General features: G+C 57.5%; 20 protein-coding genes and 2 pseudogenes. 18 read left to right on the top strand and 4 right to left on the bottom strand.

Annotated elements, in window-relative coordinates:
* The 5 genes and pseudogenes from ACRDD5_RS15185 to ACRDD5_RS15165 form a co-directional block, all read left to right on the top strand.
* Positions 1-179, top strand: a pseudogene (locus tag ACRDD5_RS15185) (6-phospho-alpha-glucosidase); the annotation flags it as partial.
* Positions 180-318: 139 nt separating this feature from the next.
* Positions 319-408, top strand: a pseudogene (locus ACRDD5_RS15180) (sulfatase/phosphatase domain-containing protein); the annotation flags it as partial.
* 70 nt (positions 409-478) lie between these two features.
* A complete protein-coding gene (locus ACRDD5_RS15175; RefSeq protein WP_271283044.1) occupies positions 479-826 on the top strand; it encodes a YidH family protein in 348 nt (115 codons plus the stop codon).
* Entirely contained in the window at positions 816-1178 is a 363-nt protein-coding gene (locus ACRDD5_RS15170) for a DUF202 domain-containing protein (RefSeq protein WP_438677196.1), read from the top strand. The genes ACRDD5_RS15175 and ACRDD5_RS15170 overlap by 11 nt, the downstream gene beginning before the upstream one ends.
* Positions 1175-1699: a radical SAM protein gene (locus ACRDD5_RS15165; protein WP_438677195.1), complete on the top strand. Its 525-nt coding sequence runs from the start codon at positions 1175-1177 to the stop codon at positions 1697-1699. The genes ACRDD5_RS15170 and ACRDD5_RS15165 overlap by 4 nt, the downstream gene beginning before the upstream one ends.
* 1 nt (position 1700) lies before the next feature.
* On the opposite strand, the gene dsdA is transcribed toward ACRDD5_RS15165, so the two are convergent.
* Both dsdA and dsdX read right to left on the bottom strand, forming a co-directional pair.
* Complete coding sequence (gene dsdA / locus ACRDD5_RS15160) at positions 1701-3002, bottom strand: D-serine ammonia-lyase (protein WP_438677194.1); 1302 nt, start codon at positions 3000-3002, stop codon at positions 1701-1703.
* Positions 3003-3018: 16 nt separating this feature from the next.
* Complete coding sequence (dsdX, locus tag ACRDD5_RS15155) at positions 3019-4356, bottom strand: D-serine transporter DsdX (RefSeq protein WP_438677193.1); 1338 nt, start codon at positions 4354-4356, stop codon at positions 3019-3021.
* Between the two features lie 208 nt (positions 4357-4564).
* Between dsdX and dsdC the strand changes: the two genes are divergently transcribed.
* Positions 4565-5491 (top strand): DNA-binding transcriptional regulator DsdC, encoded by a 927-nt coding sequence (dsdC, locus tag ACRDD5_RS15150; RefSeq protein WP_271283039.1) that lies wholly within the window; start codon positions 4565-4567, stop codon positions 5489-5491.
* Here dsdC and emrD read toward each other — a convergent pair whose 3' ends face one another.
* Complete coding sequence (gene emrD, locus ACRDD5_RS15145) at positions 5492-6676, bottom strand: multidrug efflux MFS transporter EmrD (protein WP_438677192.1); 1185 nt, start codon at positions 6674-6676, stop codon at positions 5492-5494. It lies immediately after the preceding gene.
* 296 nt (positions 6677-6972) lie between these two features.
* Between emrD and ACRDD5_RS15140 the strand changes: the two genes are divergently transcribed.
* From ACRDD5_RS15140 to ilvN, 5 genes are all read left to right on the top strand, one after another.
* Positions 6973-7287, top strand: a complete 315-nt coding sequence (locus ACRDD5_RS15140) for a type II toxin-antitoxin system HigB family toxin (protein WP_438677191.1) — start codon at positions 6973-6975, stop codon at positions 7285-7287.
* A complete protein-coding gene (locus ACRDD5_RS15135; RefSeq protein ID WP_438677190.1) occupies positions 7284-7703 on the top strand; it encodes a helix-turn-helix domain-containing protein in 420 nt (139 codons plus the stop codon). The genes ACRDD5_RS15140 and ACRDD5_RS15135 overlap by 4 nt, the downstream gene beginning before the upstream one ends.
* Positions 7704-7851: 148 nt before the next feature.
* Positions 7852-7950 carry an ilvB operon leader peptide IvbL gene (gene ivbL / locus ACRDD5_RS15130; protein WP_271283034.1) on the top strand — a complete coding sequence of 33 codons (99 nt, stop codon included), beginning with the start codon at positions 7852-7854 and terminating at the stop codon, positions 7948-7950.
* A 101-nt stretch (positions 7951-8051) separates the two neighbouring features.
* Positions 8052-9740, top strand: a complete 1689-nt coding sequence (ilvB, locus tag ACRDD5_RS15125; RefSeq protein ID WP_271283033.1) for an acetolactate synthase large subunit — start codon at positions 8052-8054, stop codon at positions 9738-9740.
* 3 nt (positions 9741-9743) lie between these two features.
* Positions 9744-10031 carry an acetolactate synthase small subunit gene (ilvN, locus tag ACRDD5_RS15120; protein ID WP_271283032.1) on the top strand — a complete coding sequence of 96 codons (288 nt, stop codon included), beginning with the start codon at positions 9744-9746 and terminating at the stop codon, positions 10029-10031.
* Position 10032: 1 nt separating this feature from the next.
* On the opposite strand, the gene ACRDD5_RS15115 is transcribed toward ilvN, so the two are convergent.
* Positions 10033-10824, bottom strand: coding sequence for a DeoR family transcriptional regulator (locus ACRDD5_RS15115; protein WP_438677189.1), 792 nt, complete (start codon positions 10822-10824; stop codon positions 10033-10035).
* A gap of 349 nt (positions 10825-11173) precedes the next feature.
* Between ACRDD5_RS15115 and rbsK the strand changes: the two genes are divergently transcribed.
* From rbsK to ACRDD5_RS15080, 7 genes are all read left to right on the top strand, one after another.
* The gene (rbsK, locus tag ACRDD5_RS15110; protein ID WP_438677188.1) at positions 11174-12094 is read left to right on the top strand and encodes a ribokinase; all 921 of its coding nucleotides are present in this window, start codon (positions 11174-11176) and stop codon (positions 12092-12094) included.
* 26 nt (positions 12095-12120) lie between these two features.
* Positions 12121-13437 carry an L-fucose:H+ symporter permease gene (gene fucP / locus ACRDD5_RS15105; RefSeq protein WP_271283029.1) on the top strand — a complete coding sequence of 439 codons (1317 nt, stop codon included), beginning with the start codon at positions 12121-12123 and terminating at the stop codon, positions 13435-13437.
* Positions 13438-13448: 11 nt separating this feature from the next.
* Positions 13449-14459 (top strand): aldose 1-epimerase family protein, encoded by a 1011-nt coding sequence (locus tag ACRDD5_RS15100; protein ID WP_438677187.1) that lies wholly within the window; start codon positions 13449-13451, stop codon positions 14457-14459.
* Between the two features lie 81 nt (positions 14460-14540).
* Entirely contained in the window at positions 14541-15131 is a 591-nt protein-coding gene (gene uhpA, locus ACRDD5_RS15095) for a transcriptional regulator UhpA (RefSeq protein WP_438677186.1), read from the top strand.
* Entirely contained in the window at positions 15131-16636 is a 1506-nt protein-coding gene (uhpB, locus tag ACRDD5_RS15090; RefSeq protein WP_438677185.1) for a signal transduction histidine-protein kinase/phosphatase UhpB, read from the top strand. Before uhpA ends, uhpB begins: the two co-directional genes overlap by 1 nt.
* On the top strand, positions 16629-17948 hold the full coding sequence (locus ACRDD5_RS15085) for an MFS transporter (protein ID WP_438677184.1): 1320 nt from the start codon (positions 16629-16631) through the stop codon (positions 17946-17948). The genes uhpB and ACRDD5_RS15085 overlap by 8 nt, the downstream gene beginning before the upstream one ends.
* 145 nt (positions 17949-18093) lie before the next feature.
* The coding region (locus tag ACRDD5_RS15080; protein WP_438677183.1) for an MFS transporter at positions 18094-18763 on the top strand (670 nt) is incomplete at its 3' end.

Genomic DNA, 18763 nt, shown 5'->3' with positions numbered 1-18763 from the left:
TAATGAGCCAGCAGGTGGCGGTGGAAAAACTGGTGGTCGATGCCTGGGAACAGCGTTCGTATCAGAAGCTCTGGCAGGCGATTACGCTGTCGAAAACCGTGCCGAGTGCATCTGTCGCAAAAGCAATTCTTGATGATTTCATCCCGGCCAACAAAGATTACTGGCCTGAACTGCATTAATCGTTTTACCCGGCGCCGCTGAGCGTAATGCTCTTGCCATCGCGGAGGTGGAACTTTCCGCACCCCTGTAACGTGTAGAGGGTGGGATCAGCGGCTTTTTCTTATCGCACGGCCAGGTGACCTGATAGCTCTCATCCCCCCGTGTCCCTGCGACGGTTACCCTCCCGTTGTAAGCGACTACGACACGGGTTTACCAACCCAGGGTGTGAAAGTGGAGGTGAAAAAGTAGAAGTTCTAACTAAAATGCCGGATAAGGTGTTTATGCCGCCGTCCGGCAATGACAGCAAAAAGGAATGCATATGAAAATTTCCCGCCTCGGCGAAGCGCCGGATTATCGCTTCTCGCTGGCGAACGAGCGTACCTTTCTGGCGTGGATCCGCACCGCGCTGGGTTTTCTGGCGGCCGGTGTCGGCCTCGACCAGTTAGCCCCCGACTTTGCGACACCGGTTATTCGCCAGCTGCTGGCGCTGCTGCTGTGCTTGTTCTCTGGGGGGCTTGCGATCTACGGCTACCTGCGCTGGCTGCGAAATGAACAGGCGATGCGCCTGAAAGAGGATCTGCCTTATACCCACAGCTTGCTGATTATCAGCCTGATCCTGATGGTGGTGGCGGTGGTGGTCATGGGGCTGGTGCTGTATGGCGGATAGCCGCAAGGCGCGTCGGCTGGCCGATCCCGGTTTGCAGCCGGAGCGCACCTCGCTGGCCTGGTTTCGCACCCTGCTGGGCTACGGTGCCTTAATGGTGCTGGCGATTAAGCATAACTGGCAGCAGGCGGGCGTGCTGTTTTGGGTCTCGCTGGGGATACTGGCGATTGTGGCGCTGGTGCTCTGGTACTACACCCGCAGCCGTAATCTGATGGATGTGGCCCAGTATGACTTTTCAGCATCCCGCTCGGTGCGTATTAAATTTATGATCGCCCTCGCAGTGTTATCCCTCGCATTACTGTTTGCTGCTACTCATGTTAATCGTCTCATTACTTTTATCAGGGAACTCCCATGACAGGATGTCATATTAAGGCGAAGCCCGTGCCTTTCACGCTGCAAACGGTGGTGGATCGTCAGAACAGCCAGCAACCGGAGCGGCTGTATCGCACTCTGCGCGCGCAGGGCAAACCGTCTCTGCAGTTTATTCCCCTGCAGGATCGCGATAACCCGGATGCGATTACCGACTGTCAGTGGGGGGTATTTCTGTCGGCGGTGTTTGATGTCTGGGTGCGGGAGGATATAGGTCGCGTCGTTGTGCCGCTTTTTGATTTGACGCTGGCGGTGTGGTGCGACACGCCGTCAACCTGCGCACAGCGGGAACACACGGCATTGCCCCCGGAATGCCAGACCTGCATGGCGCGCCCGCTGTGCAGCCGCGATGGCCCGACGCAGCGGACAGACGGTAAAAGCATGCTGTGCGCGGGGTATCAGGCCTTTTTCCGCCATTCGGCCCCGCATATGCGGGTGATGCGCGATTTAATCCGCCATCACCGTTCGCCAATTGAGCTGATGGCCCTGCTGTACCAGAGCCGCTAGGTTACTGCCCTTTCGCCAGATACTTTGCCATCTCGTCGTCCGGGACCATGCCGCCGCCGGTGGCCCACACCAGATGGGTGGCGTTCTCCAGCGGATAGCGACCGGAGGCGGCGAGGCGTACCGGCCCGGCCATGCCCGCCAGCGCCGACGGCTCAAGGCGAATGTTTTCCTCTTGCGCCAGCCAGCCCAGCATGTTGTACATGCTCTGATCCGAGAGGGTGTAAAACCCATCAAGCAGGCGCTCCATTGCGCGGCCGACAAAGCCGGAGGCACGGCCGACCGCCAGGCCATCGGCTGCGGTGAGGTTATCAATCCCCAGATCCTGCACCGCAATCTCATCGTGGAGGCCGGTATACACCCCCAACAGCATGCACGGAGAGTGCGTCGGCTCGGCAAAGAAGCAGTGTACGTGATCGCCAAAGGCCAGCTTCAGCCCAAATGCCACCCCGCCAGGCCCGCCGCCCACGCCGCACGGCAGATAGACAAACAGCGGGTGATCTGCATCTACCACCCGGCCCTGTTCGGCGAACTGCGCTTTCAGGCGCTCGCCCGCCACGGCATAGCCTAAGAACAGGGTGTGGGAGTTTTCATCGTCGATAAAGAAGCAGTTCGGATCGCTTTCAGCCGCTTTGCGCCCTTGCTCCACCGCGACGCCGTAATCCTGTTCGTACTCAACAACCGTCACCCCGTGGCTGCGCAGTTTGGCTTTTTTCCACTCCCGGGCGTCGGCGGACATATGCACCGTCACCTTAAAGCCGACGCGGGCGCTGGCGATGCCAATGGAGAGCCCTAGATTGCCGGTCGAACCGACCGCAATGCTGTGACGGCCAAAGAACTCACGGTATTCCGGCTGGAGCAGCTTGCTGTAGTCATCCTCAAGGGATAACAACCCGGCGGCCAGCGCCAGTTTTTCGGCGTGGGCCAGTACTTCATAGATACCGCCGCGGGCTTTAATCGAGCCCGAAATCGGCAGGTGGCTGTCTTTTTTCAGCAGCAGGGTGCCGGGGATCGTCATCCCGGTCTCTTTTTCCAGCCGCGCGTGCATGGCCGGAAGGGCGACCAGCGGGGATTCGATAATGCCGTGATTGTCTGCCGTTTCCGGGAAGGCTTTCGCCAGCCAGGGGGCAAAGCGCGCCAGCCGGGCATGGGCATCGTCCACATCCGCCTGCGTCAACCCCACCCACGGTAGCCCTTCAGCAAGGGTGGTGACTTTCGGGTTAAACCAGGTCGTCTCTTTCAGAGCGATCAGGTCCTCAACCAGAGGATATTGGGCGATTAAGGTGGTGATGTTTGCGTTTTCCATAAGAGATCTCTTCGCGCTAGATAATAAAAGAAAGCAGGAACGTGCCGCCAAGTGCAAGCACCGAAGCGATAAAAGTCGCCGTCGTATAGTATTTGAAGGTCTCATTCAGGCTGGCACCACAGTACTGCTTCACCAGCCAGAAGAGTGAATCGGTGACGATCGTGCAGCCAATGGCTCCGGAACCGATGGCAATGGTGATGATCTCCGGACTGACGTTTGGGTAGAGTGGCAGCATCGGGGCGACAATCGCCGTCGCACCCATCATCGCCACTGTGGCAGACCCCACCGCTGCGTGCAGGATCAGTGCCACCAGCCAGGCGAGCAGGATGGGATGCATATGCAGATTCGACAGAATCAGCGCCAGCGTATCGGCTAAACCGCTGGTTTTGAGGATCGCGTTAAACGCCCCGCCCGCGCCAATAATCAGCAGAATATTGGCGATCGATCCAAAACCGTTTTCGGTATGGGTCAGCAGGGTAGCCATCCCCATCTGCTGACGCAGCCCCAGCAGGTAGTAGGCGACAAACACCGCAATAAACATCGCCGTGATCGGGTTGCCGATAAACTCCAGCAGCGTATACAAGGTGCCGGTTTTCGCCATATTCAGTTCGGCGAGGGTTTTCACCAGCATCAGGCCGATGGGCAGCAGGACGGTAAACAGCGTGGCACCCAGCGACGGCAGGGTATGCTCCTCCCGCACGTTCAGGTCTGAAAATTCAGCCGGAACGGATTTAAACGGCAGGCGGTTGCCCAGCAGCTTCAGGAACAGCGGGCCGCCGATCAGGGAAGCCATCAGCCCGACCAGCAGGCCATAGACGATCACCGTCCCGACATCGGCACCCAGCTTATTGGTGACAAACAGCGCCGCCGGGTGCGGCGGCACCACGCAGTGCACCGCCATCAGCGCGGTACAGAGTGGGATTGCCAGTTTGAGCAGCGAAGTATGGGTCTTTTTGGCGATGGAGAAGGCCAGCGGGATCAGCAGCACCACGCCCACTTCAACGAACAGCGTAATGCCGCAAATCATCCCCACCAGTACCATGATCACATCGACAGAGAGCCAGCGGCAGCGCTGTAGCGTCAGACCAATCCGCTCCGCCGCCCCCGACACTTCCATCATTTTGCCCAGAATAGTGCCAAGGCCAATGACCGCCGCCAGAAAGCCCAGCGTGCCGCCGATGCCGCTCTCAATGGCGTTGACCATATCCAGCGGACTCATCCTCATCATGCTGCCGACAAAAAAGCTCGCCAGCAGCAGGGCGAGGAACGGGTGAAACTTCAGTTTTACGATAGTAAACACAATCAGCACGATGCTTATTAGCAGCGTGGCCACAACCCAGACCGGAGATCCCATATCTCACCTCACCCTCAAGTTATCTGCGGGTATTGGACGAAAAAACCGCCGGGGCTGACAAACGATATAAATTACGGCTCACATGAGCCAGATTGGATCAACTGAGTGACATTCCTCTAAAAAATGCATTTATAGCGTCGTTGGTTCTCATTTTCTCATCTTTAACGGGTATTCTGGGGGCAGATATGAGGCAAAAGAGAGCAGGGTGATGAACGAGGGCAATGAGGCGAGACATCGCTTACTGAATGGCTGGCAGCTGTCGAAGATGCACACCTTTGAAGTGGCCGCGCGACACGAGTCGTTCGCGCTGGCGGCAGAAGAGCTGTCCCTGAGCCCGAGTGCGGTAAGCCATCGGATGAACCTGCTGGAAGAGGAGTTGGGGATTGCGCTGTTTGTCCGCTCACACCGTAAAGTGGAGCTGACCCAGGAGGGAAAGCGCGTCTACTGGACCCTGAAATCGTCGCTGGATACCCTGAATCAGGAGATCCTCGACATCAAAAACCAGGCCCTTTCCGGCACGCTGACCGTCTATTCGCGCCCGTCGATTGCCCAGTGCTGGCTGGTACCGATGTTGGGTGACTTTACCCGCCGCTATCCGTCTATCTCGCTCACCATCCTGACCGGGAATGATTACGTTAATATGCAGCGAACCGGCATCGATCTGGCGCTCTACTTCGACGATATGCCGCCAACTCAGCTCTCACACCACTTTTTAATGGATGAGGCGATCCTGCCGGTCTGCTCACCGGATTATGCCCGCGAGCATCAGCTGCTGAGCAATCCCGATAACCTGCGCCACTGCACGCTGCTGCATGACAGACAGGCCTGGAGTAACGATTCCGGTACTGACGAGTGGTTTAGTTGGGCGCAACATTTTGCGGTGAACTTGCCGCCATCGGCGGGAATTGGATTCGATCGTTCAGATTTAGCGGTGATCGCCGCCATCAACCACGTTGGCGTGGCGATGGGGCGAAAACGGCTGGTGCAGAAGCGTCTGGATCGTGGTGAGCTGATCGCGCCGTTTGGCGAGCAGACCCTGAAATGCCACCAGCACTATTACGTGTCGACGCTGTCCGGGCGTCAGTGGCCAAAAATTGATGCCTTTATCCACTGGTTGAAAGAAAAGGCGACCTGATTACACCGCCTGTTCGTGATGCGAAACGCGGGAGGCCAGCGGCAGCCAGCACAGCAAAATCAGCAGGCCCATTAACGTCATCAGCAAGCCCAGGCTTGCCTGCCCGTTTTGCGGCAGCATTGCGGAGAGCCAGGCCAGCGCGCCCGAGCCGATATTCTGCAGGCCACCCACCAGCGCCCCGGCGGTACCCGCGAGGAACGGGAACGGCTCCATCGCGCCGCTGGTCGCCAGCGGGAACAACATCCCCGCGCCAAAGAAGAACAGCGCCGCCGGGATCAGCAGGGTCCAGACGGTCATCACCCCGAACAGGCCTGGGATCCACATCATCAACCCCGCCAGCAGACAGCTCACCACCGCCTGCCACATCAGGGTAGAAAAGCGTTTATTGGCGCGTCCGGCAAACCAGGCGCCGAAAAACGCCGCCGGGATCGGCAGAATAAACAGAATACTCACCACCATGCTGCTGAGACCGAGCCCCGCACCCAGAAGTACCCCGGAGCTGGCTTCGAATACGGCGATGCCCGCCAGGCCGCCGATCAGCATCAGCACGTAACAGGTAAAGGCGCCGTTGCCGAACAGGATTTTGTAGCTGGTCAGCAGCTTCGTGCGCGGCGCATCCGTTGGTCGGGTTTCCGGCATCCAGCGCGCCATGCTGAAGGTCACAATCACGCACAGCACCAGCAGGAAACCGTAACAGGCGCGCCAGGACCACATCGTATCCAGCAGGCCACCAATCAGCGGCGCCAGCAGCGGGCTAACCAGAATGCCCATATTCAGCAGGCTGTTGGCATGCCGAAGCTGGCTGCCCTGATACATATCGCGCGGCAGGGTACGGGCCATCACGCCGCCCACCCCGGTGCCGACACCCTGCAATGCACTGGCAGCAATCAGCGTACTCAGGCTGTGGGTGGTCATCGCAATCAGGGTCGCGATCATAAAAATGGTCATGCCGACGAGGATTACCGGACGGCGGCCGACGCGGTCCGAGAGCGGGCCGTAGAACAGCTGCGACACGCCATAGGTCAGCAGATAGGCGGCCATTACGCTCTGGACGGCCCCTTCACGTACCTGCAACGCCTTCGCCATATCTGCAATCGCCGGGATATAAATGGTCTGCGCCATCTGACCGACGGCGACCAGCAGGACCAACATTAATAGTAAATTAACGTTCCGTTGTTTTTTCATGTCGCTGAATATGTTCTTAATTTATTGAGATAAAGAATAAGTAACTGCCTGTGGCGCAAAAGGCGGGGTGAATCTACCACAGTAAGATAACAAGTTAAGCATTGCAGTGATGAATGAAGAAGGGGAATAAGGCAGGGTTTATAAACATTTTCGGCAACTAATGTTGCCAGTGATTGAAGCGGGGCGGCTACCCACTGCAAAATCCGAAAAACCACGCATAAAAATGATGTCCGTTGACTAATTGGCAATGATTATTATCTTTGCCATAATGGCAACGGACGCGGCAGGCAAGAAGCATGCACTTAATTTCAATGAAGGCTATTTTAGATGCGGTAAATCAGTTCCCGCAGCACAAGGAAGAGCTTCTCCTTCTGGGAAGAATTATCGAAAAGGGAAATTGCCCGACGCCTGCTGCGCTTAAAAGGCTCTATCCAACACTGGACAATTTTAAGTATCTGGATAAGCACTATGTTATTGATATTGCAAATAACAGTCTCAGAGTAGTGGCTCTCATTTTCTTTGAAAGCCAGAAGTTTTATGTGCGCCATGTTTTTACTCATAAGGAATATGACCGTTTTACGGATAAACATCGCACCAAGAGGAAGAAATGATGATCGTCGCTGATGCAATGAAAGCTACGCACGCCCTTGTGGCGGCAGTTCCGTTACTGGGTGAACATCCGAACGAGAAAGATTATAACGAAGCGCTTGAGCTGGTTGAGTACTTGCTGATGTACGATCCAGACAGTCCTTTGCTGGATATCGTGTGCGCAAGAATCAGCCGCTACGAAGCGAATCAACCCGCCATGATTGCGTTACGCGAGGAAATGGAATCTCTCCCTGTCGGTATTGCGGTTTTAAGAAGCCTCATGGATCAGTATAAATTGACCCTGGCTGACTTTCAGGAAGAAATTGGCAGTAAATCAATGGTTTCAAGAGTGCTTAATGGCCAGCGTCAGCTCACCTTGAACCACATAAAAAAGCTGGCGGCCCGATTTGGCATATCGCCTGCTTTATTCATTGAATAAGGTGAAAACAGCGATCGACTGTTTTCATCATCCAGCATAAAAAACGTGATCGCTGACGCATTTTTATGCAGATGAAAATAATTCCATTGTCACGTCTGAAAACCTGTGTTTGTATAAATCCACTCAATGATTCCAGAGACAGGTCCTCATGAACGCTTCCATCCTGACTTCGACCCTACTAAAAACTGCGCACCCAGCCGCAGTGGTCGTCGTGCGTGTGGTGGTGGTCGTCGGCAATGCGCCGTAGGGACTGAATCAACACACGATTCCAAACCCCGCCGGCGCAAACCGGCGGGGTTTTTGTTTAACGCCCCCCGGAAAGTCGGCCCAGAATAAAAGGACTGGAGCATGGCAAGTTCGGGCACAACATCCATTAAGACGCGCTTTACTGGCGCGCAGTTAATCGTTCATTTACTGGAACGTCAGGGCATTACGATTGTTGCCGGTATTCCTGGCGGGACGGTTCTTCCGCTGTACGACGCCTTAAGCCAGAGCACGCAGATCCGCCATGTGCTGGCGCGTCACGAGCAGGGCGCGGGCTTTATCGCCCAGGGCATGGCGCGTACCGAAGGCAAACCGGCGGTCTGCATGGCCTGTAGCGGGCCGGGGGCCACCAACCTGGTGACCGCCATCGCCGATGCGCGCCTCGACTCTATTCCGTTAGTCTGCATTACCGGCCAGGTGCCTGCCTCGATGATCGGCACCGATGCGTTCCAGGAAGTTGACACCTACGGCATCTCTATCCCCATCACCAAGCACAACTATTTAGTGCGCGATATCAGCGAATTACCGCAGGTTATCAGCGATGCGTTCCGCATTGCGCAGTCCGGCCGTCCAGGCCCGGTGTGGATAGACATTCCTAAGGATGTGCAGACCGCTGAAATTGAGATCGACGTCTTGCCCGACCCAGGCACCCGTGCGCCCTCGCCGGAATTCAGCGCCGACAGCGTGCGCGAAGCCGCCGCGATGATCAACGCCGCAGAGCGTCCGGTACTGTATCTGGGTGGTGGAGTAATCGATGCCCCGCAAGCGGTGCGCACGCTGGCCGAAAAAGCCAGTCTGCCAACCACCATGACCCTGATGGCGCTGGGTATGCTGCCAAAAGCGCACCCGCTGTCGCTGGGGATGCTCGGGATGCACGGCGCGCGCAGCACCAACTTTATCCTGCAGGAAGCCGATCTGCTGATTGTTCTCGGCGCACGTTTTGATGACCGGGCGATTGGCAAAACCGAGCAGTTCTGCCCGAATGCCAAAATCATTCACGTGGATATCGACCGCGCCGAACTGGGCAAAATCAAGCAGCCGCACGTCGCCATTCAGGGTGATGTGAACGAGGTGCTGGCTCAGCTGCTGCCGCAGATTGAGGCCACTCCACGCAGCGCGTGGCATCAGCAGGTGAGCGGATTGCAGCAGGAGTTCCCGGGGGCGATCCCAACCGCTGGCGATCCGCTGAGCCACTACGGGCTGATTAACGCCGTCGCCGCCTGCGTGGACGACAGCGCCATCATCACCACCGACGTGGGTCAGCATCAGATGTGGACGGCGCAGGCCTATCCGCTGAACCGTCCGCGCCAGTGGCTCACCTCCGGCGGGCTGGGGACGATGGGCTTTGGCCTGCCTGCCGCCGTCGGCGCGGCGCTGGCGAACCCGGATCGCAAGGTGATCTGCTTCTCCGGTGACGGCAGCCTGATGATGAACATTCAGGAGATGGCGACCGCCGCGGAAAACCAGCTGGACGTGAAAATCATTCTGATGAACAACGAAGCGCTGGGGCTGGTGCATCAGCAGCAGAGCCTGTTCTACAAGCAGGGGGTGTTTGCTGCGACCTATCCGGGAACGATCAACTTTATGCAGATTGCCGCCGGTTTTGGCCTGCATACCTGCGATTTAAATGCACAAGAGGATGCGCATGCCGCGCTGCAGGCGGCGATCTCACGCCCGGGTCCGGCGCTGATCCACGTGCGTATCGATCCACAACAAAAAGTCTATCCGATGGTTCCGCCGGGTGCGGCCAATACTGAAATGGTGGGGGAATAAGCCATGCAGAAGCAACATGATAACGTCATTCTGGAACTCACCGTCCGCAACCACCCTGGCGTCATGACCCACGTCTGCGGGCTGTTTGCCCGCCGGGCGTTTAACGTAGAAGGCATTCTCTGTCTGCCGATTCAGGGCAGCGAGCACAGCCGCATCTGGCTGCTGGTGAACGACGATCAGCGACTGGAGCAGATGATGGCCCAGATCGACAAGCTGGAAGACGTGGTGAAAGTGGTGCGCAACCAGTCCGATCCGACCATGTTTAACAAAATTGCGGTGTTCTTCGAATAACCTACTCGCTGGCGGAATCCGGGGTGATGACTTTCACAAACCCGTTCCGGCAGTGCGCCGGGTAATCTGCCGGCAGCGGTCGGTCGCTGATCAGCACATCAAAGGCGGACAGCGGCCCGATGCTGGCGGAGGCCACTTCATCAAACAGGGCATACCGCGCCAGCAGGATTTTACGCAGTCCGTGCTGGATGGCCTTGCGTTTGGTGGCGAGGTCATCCGGGTTAAACCAGGTCACACCGTAGTGCTCATGCACGCCGCTGGCGGAGATAAATGCCTTGCGCGGGTTCAGGGAGTCCAGCACCGACGGGTTGCTGGTGTCATAGAAGGCATCGCTCTTCGCCCGGTAGGTGCCGCCGCACAGAATGGCCGTCGCATTCGGTTTTTCGTTGAGCGCGATAAACACCCGGTGCGAGTAGCAGATGCCGGTAAAGGTAATGTCATCCGGGATCATGCTGATGACCAGCGGCATCTCCGGACCATTGTCGAAAAACACCAGATCATTTTCCGCCACCATCCCGGCGGCCAGAATTGCCACCGGCAGATCGTCAGGGTGATGCGTCTGGCTGCGGACCGGCTGAGCGGCAGGCGCCGTCGCCGGCTTGTTGACCATCACGATATACCCGCCCAGCAGCGTTAACGGCAGCACCGTCTCCTGATTGTCGGGGCTCAGGTCGCGACGAATCGTCATCACCGACACTTCCAGCATCCGGGCGGCCTCTTTCAGGTGAATGCGGTCGGTTTTCTTCAGCAGTTCAACCAGACGCCGGATACGTTCTTTTTGTTTTGTTTCCATTCACCTTCTCCGCTACTGCACTGTTCGATGTTTCTATAATAACATTCTTGATGCGTTCGAAACATTTTTCCCGCGGCATACTATATTGCCGGGCGTCATTAAAGAAAAGCCACATTACCTGGTGCGCTATCAGTATAACTCAATGTATTTAATCGTTTTATGTTGTTTGATCACGCTTTGCCATCACCGGGGCTCGGAGAAAAAACGGCGAACACGTAAAATGAGTGGTGAAACAATAAACAATCATGAGGATTGTCTAATCGCGATCGCAGTCACAAATGATACGGAAATAACATGATAATGTTACGATAATATCATTGTTATGTGATTGTTGCAGAGAGGAAGTAAAATGGATATCGCGGTTATCGGCTCCAACATGGTGGATCTCATCACTTATATCAACGAGATGCCGAAAGAGGGTGAAACGCTCGAAGCGCCAGCCTTTAAAATTGGCTGTGGTGGTAAAGGGGCCAATCAGGCGGTGGCGGCAGCTAAGCTGAATTCAAAGGTGATGATGCTCACCAAAGTCGGTGACGATATTTTTGCCGATAACACGATCCGTAATCTGGAGTCCTGGGGCATCAATACCACCTATGTCGAAAAAGTGCCCTGCACCAGCAGCGGCGTGGCGCCGATTTTTGTGAATGCCAGTTCCAGCAACAGTATTCTGATTGTCAAAGGGGCGAATAAATTCCTCTCGCCGGAAGATATCGATCGCGCGGCCGACGATCTTAAAAAATGTCAGCTCATTGTATTGCAGCTTGAAGTTCAGCTGGAAACCGTTTATCACGCCATCGAATTTGGTAAGAAACACGGTATTCAGGTGTTATTAAATCCGGCACCGGCACTGCGTGAATTAGACATGTCTTATGCCTGTAAATGTGATTTCTTTGTACCGAATGAAACCGAGCTGGAAATTCTGACCGGGATGCCGGTGAATACCTACGAGAATATTTGCCTCGCCGCGAGAACGCTGGTGGATAAAGGGCTGAATAATATTATTGTCACCATGGGCGAAAAAGGTGCGCTGTGGATGACGCGTGATAAAGACGTGTTCGTCCCGGCATTTAAAGTGAATGCGGTGGATACCAGCGGCGCAGGCGATGCCTTTATCGGCTGCTTCGCGCACTACTACGTCCAGAGCGGCGATGTTGAAGCCGCCATGAAAAAAGCCTCCTTCTTTGCCGCGTTCAGCGTCACCGGAAAAGGCACGCAATCGTCTTACCCGAGCATTGAACAATTCAACGAATTTCTGTCGATGAACGAATAAAACCCTGCACACTAAAAGGTAGCACTATGAACGATAAAAATATCATTCAGATGCCTGACGGCTATCTGAATAAAACCCCTCTGTTCCAGTTTATTTTGTTATCCTGTTTATTCCCGTTATGGGGATGCGCTGCGGCATTAAATGATATATTAATTACGCAGTTTAAAAGTGTATTTGCACTCAGCAATTTTGCTTCTGCGCTGGTGCAAAGTGCTTTTTATGGCGGTTATTTCCTGATCGCCATTCCGGCATCGCTGGTGATTAAAAAGAGCAGCTATAAGATCGCGATTTTAATGGGGCTGACGCTCTATATCGTCGGCTGTACGCTCTTTTTCCCTGCCTCGCACATGGCAACCTACACCATGTTCCTGGCGGCGATTTTCGCCATTGCTATTGGCCTGAGTTTCCTGGAAACCGCAGCCAATACCTACAGCTCGATGCTCGGCCCGAAAGCCTACGCCACGCTGCGTCTTAACGTCAGCCAGACCTTCTACCCGATCGGCGCAGTGGCCGGGATTCTGCTGGGTAAATATCTGGTCTTTTCCGAAGGTGACAGCCTCGAGAAGCAGATGGCCGGGATGAACGCCGAGCAAATCCATCAGTTTAAAATCCTGATGCTGGATAACACCCTCGAACCCTACAAGTACATGATTATGGTGCTGGTTGTGGTGATGGTGCTGTTCCTGCTGACCCGCTTCCCGACCTGTAAAGTGGCAACAACCGCGCAGCACAAACGCCCGTCGGCGATGGAGACCCTGCGTTATCTGGCGGCGAACCCGCGATTTCGTCGTGGCATTATGGCGCAGTTCCTGTACGTCGGTATGCAGGTCGCGGTGTGGTCATTCACCATCCGACTGGCGCTGGAGCTGGGCGATATCAACGAGCGCGATGCCTCCAACTTTATGGTGTACAGCTTCATCTGCTTCTTCATCGGCAAATTTATCGCCAACATTCTGATGACCCGCTTCAACCCGGAAAAAGTGTTAATTCTCTATTCGGTGATCGGTGCGCTGCTGCTGGTCTACGTTGCGCTGGCCCCGAGCTTCAGCGCGGTATATGCGGCGGTGCTGGTGAGCATTCTGTTTGGACCTTGCTGGGCGACCATTTATGCCGGCACGCTGGATACAGTGGATAACGAGCATACCGAGATGGCGGGTGCGGTGATCGTGATGGCGATTGTCGGGGCGGCAGTGGTGCCTGCGGTGCAGGGATACGTCGCTGACATGTTCCATTCGTTGCAAGCCTCTTTCCTGGTGTCGATGCTGTGCTTTGTCTATGTCGGCGTCTACTTCTGGCGTGAAAGCAAAGTACGCCGTGAACTGACCGAAGCCACGGCCTCCTGAGGAGATTGAAAATGACGAAACTTCCCCTGTGGCGCACGCTGTTTAATGAACAGCCGCGTACCTTACTGGAAAATGACGACTTTACGGTCACGGCGTTTCGCTATGCCAGCGGCGTGGAAGGGCTGCGCGTGCAGAATGCCCGCGGGCATCTGGTGATCCTCCCGTGGATGGGTCAGATGATCTGGGATGCGGAGTTCGACGGTCGCGATCTGACGATGAAGAACATGTTCAGCCAGCCGCTGCCGGCAAAAGAGGTGGTCGCCACTTACGGTTGCTTCGCGTTTCACTCCGGGCTGCTGGCAAACGGCTGCCCTGCACCCGAGGATACGCACCCGCTGCACGGTGAAATGCCGTGTGCGCCAATGGACGATGCCTGGCTCGAGCTGGAGGGCGACAGCCTGCGCATTGGCGGGCGCTATGAGTATGTGATGGGATTCGGTCATCATTATCAGGCGCACCCGTCGGTCACTCTGCATAAAGACAGCGCCCTGTTCGACATCGACATGGCGGTGACCAATCTGGCCTCGGTGCCAATGCCGCTGCAGTACATGTGCCACATGAACTATGCGTACGTTGAGGGGGCCACGTTCAGCCAGAATATCCCCGATGAGGCTATTCAACTGCGCGAATCGATACCGGCACATGTGAAGCCAACCGAACAGTGGCTGGCGTTTAATCAGCGTCTGCAGCAGGGCGAAGCCACGCTGAAGATGCTGGATGCGCCGCACTATTACGATCCGGAGATTGTCTTTTTTGCCGATCGGCTCGATCGCTATACCGGGACCCCAGAATTTCGGATGATCGCACCCGATGGCGTCACGTTCGTCACCCGCTTTACCAGCGCGGAGCTGAACTACGCCACCCGGTGGATCCTCTACAACGGCGATCAGCGTGTGGCCGCGTTCGCCCTCCCGGCCACCTGTCGCCCGGAAGGTTTCCTGGCGGCCCAAAGTAGCGACAGTCTGATCCACCTGGCAGAGGCCGAAACGCGCCACTTTACGGTGACAACCGGCATCCTCTGACGGCGAAAATCGTTCACAGCTTGAACAGCAGCGCGCTTATCGCTAAGGTAAGCGCGTTTTTCATCCCGCCAGGACCGCACCATGACTACCATCGCGCTTATCGACGATCACCTGATCGTCCGCTCCGGATTTGCCCAGCTTCTGAACCTGGAACCCGACTTTCAGGTTGTGGCCGAATTCGGCTCCGGTCGCGAGGCGCTCGCCGGGTTGCCGGGACGTGGGGTACAGGTATGCATTTGCGATATCTCGATGCCGGACCAATCCGGGCTGGAGCTGCTCAGCCAGCTGCCGAAGGGGATGGCGACGGTGATACTGTCGGTCCACGACAGCCCGGCGCTGGTGGAGCAGGCGCTGAACGCCGGGGCGCGCGGATTTCTCTCTAAACGCTGTAGCCCGGACGAGCTGATCGCCGCCGTTCGTACCGTGGCGACGGGGGGGTGCTACCTGACGCCGGACATCGCCATCAAGCTGGCGGCGGGGCGGCAGGATCCGCTGACGAAGCGCGAACGCCAGGTGGCGGAAAAGCTGGCCCAGGGGATGGCGGTGAAAGAGATCGCCGTCGAGCTTGGCCTGTCGCCGAAAACCGTTCACGTTCACCGCGCCAACCTGATGGAAAAACTCGGCGTCAGCAACGACGTCGAACTGGCCCGCCGCATGTTTGACGGCTGGTAATGAACCCCTTCTTCTCCCGGCTGGTGGCGGTGATCGCCAGCTTCTTTATCTTCTCTGCCGCGTGGTTTTGCCTGTGGAGTATCAGCCTGCACCTGGTCGAGCGCCCGGAGCTGGCGGTGCTGCTGTTCCCCTTTGGCCTGCGTCTGGGGCTGATGCTGCAATGTCCGCGCGGCTACTGGCCGGTTCTGCTCGGGGCCGAGTGGCTGATGTTGTTCTGGCTGGCGCAGGAAGTGGCGCTGGCGCATCTGCCCATATTGATGACCGGAAGCGTGTTGACGCTGATCCCGGTGGCACTCATCTCCCGCTATCGCCACCAGCGCGACTGGCGCACCTTGCTGCGTCAGGGGGCGGCGCTGATCGCCGCCGCGCTGCTGCAATCGCTGGCGTGGATCAACCAACCCGAGGCATTTAACGCCCTGCTGCTGACCCTGACCGGCGGGCTGACGCTGGCCCCCACCTGCCTTGTTATCTGGCACTATCTCACCAGCACCGTCTGGCAGCCGCTGGGGCCGGGGCTGGTGTCGCAGCCGGTGAACTGGCGCGCTCGCCATCTGATTGGCTACGTGCTGCTGTTTGTGGTGAGCCTGTGGCTGCAGCTTGGCCTGCCTGCAGAACTGTCGCGCTTTACCCCGTTCTGTCTGGCGCTGCCGATCATCGCCCTCGCGTGGCATTACGGCTGGCAGGGGGCGCTGATTGCGACCCTGATGAACGCCATTGCGTTGATTGCCAGCCAGACCTGGCACGACCATCCGGTGGATTTGCTGCTGTCGCTGCTGGCGCAGAGCCTCACCGGACTGCTGCTCGGAGCGGGGATCCAGCGTCTGCGCGAGCTGAACCAGTCCCTGCAAACCGAGCTGGCGCGCAACCGCCGCCTGGCCGAGCGGCTGCTGGAGACCGAAGAGCACGTCCGCCGGGAGGTGGCGCGCGAACTGCATGACGATATCGGCCAGACCATCACTGCGATTCGTACTCAGGCGGGTATCGTTCAGCGCCTGGCCCCGGACAACGCCGGTGTGAAGCAGGGCGGGGCGCATATCGAACAGCTTTCTCTCGGGGTGTATGACTCAGTGCGCCGTCTGCTGGGGCGGCTGCGTCCGCGTCAGCTGGACGATCTCTCGCTTGAACAGGCGGTACGTTCCCTGATGCGCGAGATGGAGCTGGAAAGTCGCGGCATCGTCAGCCATCTCGACTGGCATATCGACGAGACGACGCTGAGCGAAGGCCAGCGCGTGACCCTGTTCCGCGTCTGCCAGGAAGGGCTGAATAATATCGTCAAGCACGCCAGCGCCAGTGCGGTAACGCTACAGGGATGGCAGCAGGATGAGCGGCTGATGCTGCTGCTTGAGGATGATGGCTGCGGGCTGCCGACCGGTTCCGCGCAGCAGGGCTTTGGTCTGGCGGGAATGCGCGAGCGCGTCACGGCGCTGGGCGGTACGCTGGCTATCTCCTGCACCCACGGTACCCGCGTCAGCGTCAGTTTGCCGCTAAGGACACATCATGTTTAAAACCCCCGCCAACGCTGCGCCGATCGGCGACAAAGCCGAGATCGATGCCCGCTATCGCTACTGGCGGCGGCATATTTTGCTTACCATCTGGCTCGGCTACGCGCTGTTCTATTTCACCCGCAAAAGCTTTAACGCTGCCGCGCCGGAGATCCTCGCCAGCGGGGTGATGACCCGCACCGATATCGGCCTGCTGGCCACGCTGTTTTACATCACCTACGGCCTGTCGAAGTTCGTCTCCGGTATCGTCAGCGATCGCTCCAACGCCCGCTACTTTATGGGGCTGGGGCTGATCGCCACCGGGGTGGTCAATATTCTGTTCGGCTTCTCCACCTCGCTGTGGGCCTTTGCCCTGCTGTGGGCGCTGAACGCCTTTTTCCAGGGCTGGGGATCGCCGGTTTGCGCCCGTCTGCTGACCAGCTGGTATTCGCGTACCGAGCGCGGCGGCTGGTGGGCCCTCTGGAACACCGCGCACAACGTCGGCGGGGCGCGGATCCCGATCGTGGTCGGGGCGGCGGCACTGCACTACGGCTGGCGTGCGGGGATGATGATTGCCGGTAGCCTGGCGATCCTCGCCGGGCTGTTTTTGTGCTGGCGACTGCGGGACAGGCCGCAAACCGTCGGCCTGCCGCCGATTGGCGACTGGCGGCACGACGCGCTGGAGATTGCCCAGCAGCAGGAAGGCGAGGGGCTCACGCGCCGGGAAATCCTCACCAAATACGTGCTGCTGAACCCGTATATCTGGCTGCTTTCCCTGTGCTACGTGCTGGTGTACATCGTGCGTGCGGCGATCAATGACTGGGGCAATCTGTACATGTCCGAGACGCTGGGCGTCGATCTGGTCACCGCCAACTCGGCGGTGTCGATGTTTGAGCTGGGCGGGTTTATCGGCGCGTTGGTTGCCGGCTGGGGTTCGGACAAGTTGTTCAATGGCAACCGCGGGCCGATGAACCTGATTTTTGCTGCCGGGATTTTGCTCTCGGTCGGTTCACTGTGGCTGATGCCCTTCGCCAGCTACGTGATGCAGGCAGCCTGCTTCTTCACCACCGGATTTTTCGTCTTTGGACCGCAGATGCTGATTGGCATGGCGGCGGCGGAGTGTTCGCACAAAGATGCGGCGGGCGCGGCAACCGGCTTTGTTGGCCTGTTCGCCTATCTGGGCGCATCACTCTCCGGCTGGCCGTTGGCGCGGGTGATCGACACCTGGCACTGGAGCGGATTCTTCGCGGCGATCGCCATCGCGGCGGGCATTTCCGCCCTGCTGCTGCTGCCGTTCCTCAATGCCCAGACGCCGCGTGAGGCCAGTGAAGCGTGATGTACCTCACCCTTTTGTCCCGAGTGGGCCAAAACTAAGATATTTTCCCGGTTCCACCTGGACGCTGTCTCAGGCGACGCCCCCGGCTGATTTTTACAATGCCTGCCATTCGCAGGTATAAAAATCAGCTCAGGAGCAACCCAACATGCTGGCCTTCCTCAACCAGGTGCGCAAGCCGACCCTGGATCTGCCGCTCGATGTGCGGCGCAAAATGTGGTTCAAACCCTTCATGCAGTCTTATCTGGTGGTCTTTATCGGCTACCTGACCATGTATCTGATCCGCAAAAACTTTAACATCGCCCAGAACGACATGATCTCCACCTACGGGCTGAGCATGACCCAGCTGGGGATGATTGGTCTCGGCTTCTCCATCACTTACGGCGTGGGTAAAACCCTGGTGTCGTACTACGCGGACGGCAAAAATACCAAGCAGTTCCTGCCGTTTATGCTGATCCTCTCCGCGATTTGTATGCTCGGCTTCAGCGCCAGCATGGGCACCGGCTCGGTCAGCCTGTTTATGATGATCGCCTTCTACGCCTTAAGCGGTTTCTTCCAGAGCACCGGCGGGTCGTGCAGCTACTCGACCATCACCAAATGGACCCCGCGGCGCAAGCGCGGTTCCTACCTGGGCATGTGGAACATCTCCCACAACCTCGGCGGTGCGGGTGCGGCTGGCGTGGCCCTGTTCGGGGCCAATGTTCTGTTCGACGGCCATGTGATCGGCATGTTCATCTTCCCGTCGATTATCGCTCTGGTGGTCGGCTTTATCGGTCTGCGCTACGGCAGCGACTCCCCGGAATCGTACGGCCTCGGCA

The organism is Silvania sp. (genome assembly GCF_051656365.1).
Lineage (GTDB): Bacteria > Pseudomonadota > Gammaproteobacteria > Enterobacterales > Enterobacteriaceae > Enterobacter > Enterobacter hatchlandensis.
Note: the sequence above shows the minus strand (reverse complement) of the source record. Positions and strands in the feature narration are given on the sequence as shown.